Genomic DNA, 5014 nt, shown 5'->3' with positions numbered 1-5014 from the left:
GGCGAAGAACCGGGGCATGAGGGATTTGGGGACCGGGAAGGTGACGCCGGTGATGTTGGGCATCGGTTATGCCTCCTCTCCAGCCCGCTTGAGGATGAGGCGGTAGTCCTCCTCGGGGATCTCGCGCATGGCCTGCCGGAGGTGGCCGGACCACATTGTTTTGTTCGTGATGAATGTGAGGTCGGGGATCAGGGGCTTGAACTCCAGCGGTTCGGCAAAGACCGCTACTGATTTGACCTTCATGCGGAAGGGGAAGACCTCGTCGCCCATATGCGGCGGGGTGGTAAAGAGGCGGGAGTGGTCTTCGTAGGGTTCGGAGACGACTTCGTAGGCTCCGGTTATCGCTGAGGGGAGGATTGTGTCGTCCTCTTTCTCCTGCCGGACGTACACGAGGATGGTGTCCCCGGGCTTCACCCGATGCATGAGGGTTTTGTTCCGCTTTGGAACTCCCCAGATGTGCTTCGCATCAAGGATCTTTGCGTTGTCACGGTTCGAGGAGGCGATCCAGTGGGTCATAGTTGGTTCATACGTCGGATGTAAAGAAAAATTGTGGTGTTACGTCTCACTGATTGCCTTGAATGCTGCCTGCATCGGATCAGAATAGAACTCCACTCGAATTTTGTCCAGCAGTTCGGGGGGTATGCTTCCGAAATCGGCTGCATTGACAGTCGGAATAATGACTCTCTTTGCCCCGGCATCCATCGCGACTCTCATCCTGTCACCGAGATATTCGACTCTGGAAAGCATTCCATGGAGCGTCATTTCCCCAAGTATGATGAGCCCGCCTCCCAGGGGTTTGTTTACGATGGCCGAGAGAATGGCCACATAAAATGCAACCCCCATGTCTCCCGCTTCTTTTGCATGTCCCGGGCTCAGAACCTGAATGTTCAGATCGTAACTGCCAATATCCTGCTCAAGCCCCAGTTTCTTGCCGTTGAGCCGGAGATAGTTGTACGCCATCTGTGCCGACTCTTTCAGTGCCTTGGAGGTCAGCCCGACCACCCGGAGATGCCCGGATCCCGGGATGGCCGCGACCTGTATTCGAAAGAGCATCACCCTTCCAAGGGTCGGGTCCCAGCCGATGCTGAAGATGTCTCCCGGCACCAGGGGGCCGTCGGGTATCAGTTTCGTCACCCCCATCTCGGAGCACTCAGCGATATACTCTTCCCCGGTTTCTTTGTCAAGGTACGAGAGGTTCACCCGCGAAAATTCGATCGGGTTCATCCGCTTCAACTGCTCTTTGACCCTCCGTCGCATTTCGAGGCCGATATCCACGTACTCTGCCATCTCTTCCTTTGAGCAGGTGCCATCCGGGTGGAGGAGTTTCATGAGGCCAGATACTGTCCGGACAACAGCTTTTCTGTCACGCTGGCCGACATGGTTGCCGAATGAAAAGAATTCATCGTATGCATCGGTATAGTTCAGGGGGCGGAGGCCGTTGTGGAAGATCTCGGCCATATAGTCAGCGACAAAACCCATGTGCTGGGTAAAATGATCCGGCTTGAGTTTCAGCATCTCCCATCCAGGGAGGTAGGCATGCCACCGGTCATGAAATGCCGTGTCGTTCCTGATCGTCTCTGGCAGGGGGGCGAAGAGGTGTGATGTCCTGGCAATCGACTCGACGTCGCCGTCGATGTTGCCATTGAAGACGATGCCCGCCTCGGCGGAGATGGTCCCTTTGTCGTCGCCGCGTGAGAATGAGCCCTGTTCCATGTAGCCCTTGAATATCTGCTTGTTTGTTTCGTTCTTGAAGTGTGATCCTGCGACTTCGTCGAATGCCACCAGATCATTCTTGAGGACCAGGCCAGGCTTGTCCTTCCGGTTCTTCCATCCAAAGAGGTCTGGCACCGATCCTTGTCCTCCTGACAGGAGTATGGCGTAGGGAGAGATTTCACGATATACGAAGGATTTTCCTGTTTCACGGGGCCCCAGTTCGATGAGGTTGTAATTTTTTTCAACCATCGGGATGAGTCTGAGAAGGATGAGCATTTTCACACGCCATGTGAGGTCGGGATGCGTTGGTTCGTATCCTATCGACCTCAGCAGGATGTTCACCCATTCTTCCCGCGTGAACTGGCGACGGGCCTCGATCCACTCGTCCATCCTGGCGCTGGCGATCTGGATGGGCTTCATGTTGGCGATGACGAAGGGGCGGGTGACATTGCCGTGCACGATATTTTCGTCATAGACGAGTTCGATGTTGGACCAGACGCCACCGGTCAGCACACGTTCATATTTCTCGACAAAGTCTTCTTCGATGTGTACCTTGTCAAGCCCCGAGGTCGCAAGGTGTGCCCAGTACTTCCCTCCCTGATCTTTTTCATCGAAGGTGACCGTCACCAGGTCGATGATCTTCATCGATCCCGATCTCTTCAGCCGTGCCTTGATCAGTTCTCCCTGGTCTGCCCTGACGACCCGTTCGGCAATGGCGCTCTTAACGAGCTGGAGGCCATCATTGACCCCCTTCTCATCTGTTGTCGAGCAGTATTTTCCCAGGAGGTACTCCAGCACGTACACGGGGATTGAAAAGCCCACTTTCAGTTTGTGAACGAGATCCTTTCTGACGACCCGCCCGGGAAATGCGGCGACGAGTTTTCTGTCGAGTTCATCGAGCTCGAAGTGTTCACCAGAATTCATCTATCTCCACCCTGAGTTCAACCTCTTCTCTGGCCAGTATTTCCTCGTCATCTGCATCCTGTACGACAACAAGGATCTTCGATCCAAACGGCGGTGCAGATGAGGCATCCACAAGAGAGAGTGCGATTGTCTGAGCCTCGCCGGCCGGTTCAATGGTCACAGCGTCATCATGACGGAAAATAACCTTTCCGGTTTGCGAATCTTTGATTTTCACCAGAACCTTCCGGGACAGCAGATTGGAATCGGCACCGATGAGTTTCTGCTGGCCGCCAGCCCCGGGTTCCACCTGGACCCTCGGTATCTCGCTTGTGATCTCTCCGACTGGTTTGAGGACGACGTTCACCTTCTTTGCCTTCTGGGGCCAGTGGACCTGGACCACTGGGACAATGAGTTCCTGCAGGGTTGCCCCACCATGGAAGAAGCCGAGGCCCCCGTAGGTCCTGAAGGCATTGACGCTTCTCGGGACCATTGCGGTCAGGTCCGAGGATGGGACCGGGAGGGCGAGTGCAGTCTTATGGGCGAGATTTTTGCCCACCACTGCCCTGCGTGATGTCCAGAGGCGCTCTCCTTCTGGTTTACTCTCCTCGATTTCGTCGGGATCGGGCTGCCAGTGGAAGAACCCGTGGTCAGTGACGACGATAATCTGAGAATAGCCAGCGTCCCTCAACTTTCGAAGGGCGGTTGTGTAGCGGTCGAGGTCGTCGCCGGCGCCGTCGAGTTTGAGGCTTCCGTCATGGCCGGTGGTGTCGAACTCCGCACCTTCGACGACAAGAAGAGGTGATGAGGAGGTCGCTTTCTTCACCTTCTTGCCGTCGATGATCTCTTCGATGGAGAGGAATGTCGTGACGCCCAGGGTTTTTCTAAACCAGTCCCGCCACCTTTCCGCGACAGCAAGGTTGCCCGAGTCTCCTGTGGTGACAGAGAATGCTTTCTGGTCTGGAGAGAGGTTCACGCGCAGGGTGTGGGAGTCAACAGGGAGGGCGAAGGGTTTTCCGAGGGAGGTGATGCTGGGTACAGGCGCCCGTGCAATGGTGACCTCAGCCCTTTGTTCGGGTTCTCCTTCGTTGATCTTCCCGGCAAGACGGTGGCCGAGGTCGAGGCGGAGGGCATCCAGGAAGATGTATGCCGTTCTGGAGGGGGCATCCCCCAGAATAGAGAGAGCACGCTCTCCTGCTGTCGGGAGGGCGGCGAGGGCAGCCTGATCTTTCTCCAGGAGGTCGGAAAATCTCCTGCCGATACGATCGATGGTCCTGAGATAGTGGCGCCTGAGCGATCCTCTGATCGTCTTGAGATCCACGGGAAGGTCAGGGATTTCAGTAAAGAGGACTTCTCCGGCCACGTCCAGGTTCCAGCCGCCGTTGGCGTACCATTCGATGGCGTCGCCTGTGCGGGTCCAGGTCTTTTCAGCCCCTGCATGCGTGACGAGGCGGTGGGCGACGCCGGCGAGCGAGGAGAGGTGCCGCCAGCCCACTTTATCGGTGGCAGTGCTTCCCCAGAACCGGGCTTCGCGCTCATTGAATATCGTCTGGTCTCTGTAGAGTTCCTCTGCAAGGGCTTCGACATCGGTAATCCCGCTGAGGTGGTCCAGGAATTTTTTGAGCACGACTTCCTCGACGATCCGCGATCCTGCCGATGCGGGCGGGGCTTCAAGCCCCTCCGCCCAGGGGGCGAGCGAGGTGATGGTGTCTGCCCTCTTTGCGGCACGTTCGAAGGAGGGGATATAGGTGATGTTCTCCTCCCACTGCCTGAGCAGGGCGAGGGCATGTTCACGCGGCAGGCCAGGCGGGATGATGCGAGCCTTCTCTGCCGGCGGTGATTGAGGGGAGGCCTCTGCAGCCTCGGTGCAGAGGAGCACGGCGGTTGTCTCCCGTCTCCAGGCCTCCTCATCCATCTGTTCGGGGTCGGGGAGGCCGAAGTCCTCTCTGGCACGGCGGGCGAAGATCTCGAATCTGCCCTCTGACCTGAGCCGGTCGAATTCGCCTGCGCTGCCGGCGAGCACCTCCAGGATCTTCCGGTCGTTGACGAGTTCGCCCTTTGCCGAGCCGGCAGTGAAGTCTTTCCAGTCGCTCCGGGGGCTGTCGAACCTCTCATTGACATAGGCGGGGAGAAGGGGGACGAGTTCATCCTCCCGGTCGCCGGGGATCTGCACGCCATAGTCCCTGAGGGCGGAGACCAGACGAGCCTCCCAGATCAGGTCGGCCTCGGGTTCGAAGACCCTGAACCATGTGATCTCCTCCTCGGAGCGGGGGAGCCAGACGACCCGGCTCTTTCTCGGTTCAGTTGCGAAGCGGTTCCTGATGGCGAGTTCGTGCTCGTCGGGATCGGCCCAGAGGTCCAGGTCGTCGGCCTCGGCGGCCTTCTTCAGCAGGTCGAGCCA

3 protein-coding genes are annotated in these 5014 nt (G+C 57.6%); all 3 read right to left on the bottom strand.

The annotated features are described in order from the left end of the window. Positions 1-66: 66 nt before the first annotated feature. Entirely contained in the window at positions 67-516 is a 450-nt protein-coding gene (locus Q0520_RS11085) for an EVE domain-containing protein (RefSeq protein ID WP_298670074.1), read from the bottom strand. 39 nt (positions 517-555) lie between these two features. Beyond that, a complete protein-coding gene (brxL, locus tag Q0520_RS11080) occupies positions 556-2637 on the bottom strand; it encodes a protease Lon-related BREX system protein BrxL (RefSeq protein WP_298670072.1) in 2082 nt (693 codons plus the stop codon). Further along, a partial coding sequence (locus Q0520_RS11075; protein WP_298670071.1) for a PglZ domain-containing protein occupies positions 2624-5014 on the bottom strand: 2391 nt, incomplete at its 5' end. The genes brxL and Q0520_RS11075, both read right to left, overlap by 14 nt.

The sequence above is a fragment of the uncultured Methanofollis sp. genome (genome assembly GCF_937919355.1).
GTDB lineage: Archaea > Halobacteriota > Methanomicrobia > Methanomicrobiales > Methanofollaceae > Methanofollis.
The sequence above is the reverse complement of the archived record's forward strand: the minus strand, read 5'-3'. Positions and strand labels throughout refer to the sequence as shown.